Genomic DNA, 3,594 nt, shown 5'->3' with positions numbered 1-3,594 from the left:
GTTCTTGACTCTGCACGGCAGAGTGACCATCCATGATCACACTATCGAAGGTTGCACGCGAACCAGAACTTGCCGCGCGGTTGATAATGGAAATGGCTAGATCCTTCCCACCGACCTCTTTCCAGTTGGTCACTTGACCTGTGAAGATGCTACGGAGTTGTTCAGTTGTCAGATTTTCAACGTCAACTTCCTTGTTCACAATCACAGCCAAGCCCGCTACGGCTACCTTATGGTCTACTAGAGCGGATGCGTTGATACCGTCTTTTTCCTCGGCAAATACGTCTGAATTTCCTACATCAACGGCTCCAGACTGAACCTGAGAAAGACCTGTACCAGATCCTCCACCTTGGACGTTGACTGTTTTTCCAACGTGTATAGAGCCAAATTCATCTGCTGCTGCTTCGACCAAGGGCTGAAGAGCCGTTGAGCCAACAGCTGTCATGGATTCCCCACGATCAATCCAGCTAGCACATCCCGCCAAAGAACCTGCTAGCAAAAGAGCTGCAAGGGATAAAGCGAGTTTTTTCCTTTTTTTCACTGTTTTTCTCCTTGAAAATAATGGTGAATGCTGTGAATTTTTTCAACTATTTATTTATATTTTTCTTTTGAAAATTGGGAGCCAACTGAAGTTCCTAGCTTGGTTTTACTAGAAATTTGCTCAGTTGCCTTCTCCGCCAATTTTGACTTAAAATGAAAGATAATTTGAAAAAAAATCCATACTTCCACTATAACATAGACAAGCTACTTTGACTAGCATTTTCATTTGAATCTGAGGCCTTTTGGAAAATAATTTTTCAAAACATCTCCAGTCACCTTAGCAAAACCCAACCCATTGCCTTGAACCAAAACTTGGTACCAACCATTTGGCAGACTTTCCGCCAGCTGAACGGTTTCTCCAGCCGCATACCTTACAAATGCTTCTTGGTCAATTTCAACCGACTGCTTGACCTGACTCGGTTTCAAGGCTAGACCAAGAGCAAAACTAGGCTCAAAGCGTTTCTTCTTAAAAGTTCCCAGATGCAGTCCATTGCGCGCAATCTTGAGTTTCCCTAAATCTGGCAAAAGTTCTGGCAAGAGATAGAGTTGGTCACCAAAAGTCTGCAAAATACCCGGTAGATTAACCTTCAAATGGTTTTGGGCAAATTCCTGCCACAAAGCAAGCTGTTCACGGCTGAGATTGCTCTTACTTGCCTTACATTTAGGGGATGGATTTTCTCCTTTAAATTGTAGATGAGCTACAAACTGACCCTCTCCCTTAAAATGATGTGGATACATACGAGCCGTTTCTGGCAGGTCAATTCCAGCTACCATTCCATTGATATGCTCTACTGGCAGCAAATCAAAATCATACTCTTCCAGCAACCAATTGACAATCTCTTCGTTTTCCTCAGGTGCCCAGGTACAGGTTGAATAAACCAAGCGACCACCTTCAGCTAGCATAGTCACCGCATCCGTTAGAATTTCTCTTTGCAAGCTAGCGCATTGACTTGGATAATCTAAGCTCCAATAGTCCATAGCATCTGGCTGCTTACGAAACATTCCTTCCCCTGAGCAAGGGGCATCAAGGACAATGAGGTCAAAATAGCCCTTAAAAACCTTGGCCAAACGGTCAGCAGATTCATTGGTCACCACGACATTTGTCGCTCCAAAGCGCTCCATGTTTTCTACTAAAATCTTAGCCCGTTTGCTTGAAATTTCATTGGAAACAAGGAGACCCTCCCCTGCTAGATAGGCTGCCAGCTGAGTTGATTTTCCACCCGGTGCAGCAGCCAAATCCAAGACTTTCATACCAGGACTGGGCTGGGCTACCTGAGCAACCATCTGGGCAGCGGGTTCTTGCGAATAAACTAAACCAGTAGCATGCTTAGGCGATTTCCCTGAAACCTTCCCATAATGTCCCCAAGGAGTTTGAGGAATGGCATCAGGAAAGGAAAGTTGCGCTTCTTTTAAAGGATTAATCCGAAAGGCCGAAACCGCTTCCTCCTCAAAAGAGGCAAGAAAATCTCTTGCCTCATCTCCTAGTATCTCTTCATATTTTTTAACAAATCCTTCTGGAAATTGCATTTAAGTTCTTTTCCTTTCGTAAATATAGGACTGAATTTCCTCCTGCATCTCAAGAGGTAGCATCATGACCGCCTGTCTGGTTTGAAAATCAAGAGGTTGACCAGAAAGGGTCACAACCCGATAGCCCAGACTTTCCCCTAAAATACTAGCCGCAGCATAATCCCATGGTTGCAGATAGGTGACATAGGTCAACAAACGCCCTGACAAAATCTTGGCAAAACTAATGGCCGCACTCCCATAGACACGAACACCGAGGACGGCTCGACTCAAATCAGCTAGTCCCCATTCATTGGTTTCTAGCATACCACTATTTCCTGCAATGAGAAAATCTCCAAGGGGTTTTGCTTTAAAGGGAGCTAGGGGCTGATCATTTCGGCAGACTGGAAACTTACCACCACCGTGATAACAATCCCCTTTGACCACATCATAAATCAGTCCAAACTGCCCCTGACCATTTTCAAAATAAGCCATCATAACAGCAAAATCTTCCTGCTGGGCCACAAAATTATTGGTCCCATCAATGGGATCGATAATCCACACCTTGCCCTCTTGAACTGAGGCTCGCAGACAACCTTCTTCAGCACAAATCTTATCCTCGGGATAACGGGATAGAATCTCACCAACCAAGAGCTCCTGAACTTCCTTGTCCAGTCTGGTTACCAAATCTGTTGGAGAGGACTTGGTCTCAACACGCAAGTCTTCCTGCATATGGTCAAGGATGTACTGCCCAGCCTTCTTGACAAGCTCTTTGGCAAATTCAAATTTACTTTCCAAGAGAAATCTTTCCTTCCCCTTTTTCCTTGGCAGCCTGAACTGCTCGGTAAAGCGAATAGCCACTAACCGTTTCAAATTCTCGTCCCAAACGTTTCTCTTCACTCTTGCTTGGCACAACCGCTTTAAATTCCTTATAGGAGTCCAGTAACTTTTTAGCCTCTACCTTGCCTTCATAGGCGGCTTCAACATCATTAAAAAAAGAAAGCACTGAAGCAAGTTCTTCAGTGCTCCACGACAAATCTAGTGGGTAACTATACTGTTTGTTCATTAACTAATACCAGCTCTCATTCTTGCTTCTTTTAGTTCTTGCTTACGGTAACTACGAGGGAGAAAAGCACGAATCTCATCTTCATTAAAACCGATTTGCATGCGCTTGGCATCGATAATAATTGGACGACGCAAAAGACTAGGGTACTGCTCAATTAAATGAAGCAACTCCGATACCGAAATACTCTCTACATCAATATTCAATTTTTGAAAAATTTTTGAACGAGTTGAAATGATGTCATCAGTACCATTTTCGGTCAAGGAAAGGATGTGTTGCAATTCTTTTCTTGTTAAAGGACTGGTCATAATATTGTGTTCCACAAAGGGAACCTTATGTTTCTCTAACCAGGCCTTTGCCTTACGACATGATGTACAGCTCGGTGATAGAAATAGTGTAATCATGCTTTTCTCTTCTTATCTATACTTTGCTACTTCTATTATACAAAAAAATAAAAGCGCTTGACTAGAGATTTTTAGAAAAAAAAGCCT

The 3,594-nt window shown here is 43.4% G+C and carries 5 protein-coding genes; all 5 read right to left on the bottom strand.

The annotated features are described in order from the left end of the window. Nucleotides 1-538, bottom strand: a 538-nt coding sequence (locus SMIDD26_RS04630) for a substrate-binding domain-containing protein (RefSeq protein ID WP_167747477.1), incomplete at its 3' end; no start/stop codon positions are given. 221 nt (nucleotides 539-759) lie between these two features. After that, complete coding sequence (locus SMIDD26_RS04625; RefSeq protein ID WP_061439216.1) at nucleotides 760-2,064, bottom strand: RsmF rRNA methyltransferase first C-terminal domain-containing protein; 1,305 nt, start codon at nucleotides 2,062-2,064, stop codon at nucleotides 760-762. Continuing rightward, nucleotides 2,065-2,838, bottom strand: a complete 774-nt coding sequence (locus SMIDD26_RS04620; protein WP_061439214.1) for an inositol monophosphatase family protein — start codon at nucleotides 2,836-2,838, stop codon at nucleotides 2,065-2,067. Beyond that, a complete protein-coding gene (locus SMIDD26_RS04615; protein ID WP_001041971.1) occupies nucleotides 2,828-3,106 on the bottom strand; it encodes a UPF0223 family protein in 279 nt (92 codons plus the stop codon). Before SMIDD26_RS04615 ends, SMIDD26_RS04620 begins: the two co-directional genes overlap by 11 nt. Beyond that, entirely contained in the window at nucleotides 3,106-3,507 is a 402-nt protein-coding gene (locus SMIDD26_RS04610) for a Spx/MgsR family RNA polymerase-binding regulatory protein (protein WP_000631259.1), read from the bottom strand. The genes SMIDD26_RS04615 and SMIDD26_RS04610 overlap by 1 nt, the downstream gene beginning before the upstream one ends. Between the last annotated feature and the right edge of the window lie 87 nt (nucleotides 3,508-3,594).

It is taken from the genome of Streptococcus mitis (genome assembly GCF_001579035.1).
Lineage (GTDB): Bacteria > Bacillota > Bacilli > Lactobacillales > Streptococcaceae > Streptococcus > Streptococcus mitis_J.
This window is presented reverse-complemented; position numbering and strand designations above follow the sequence as displayed.

Excerpts from the sequence above, each read along its gene's own strand:
- SMIDD26_RS04625 (WP_061439216.1), bottom strand. The coding sequence starts at position 2,064 with ATGCAATTTCCAGAAGGATTTGTTAAAAAATATGAAGAGATACTAGGA.
- SMIDD26_RS04615 (WP_001041971.1), bottom strand. The coding sequence starts at position 3,106 with ATGAACAAACAGTATAGTTACCCACTAGATTTGTCGTGGAGCACTGAA.
- SMIDD26_RS04610 (WP_000631259.1), bottom strand. The coding sequence starts at position 3,507 with ATGATTACACTATTTCTATCACCGAGCTGTACATCATGTCGTAAGGCA.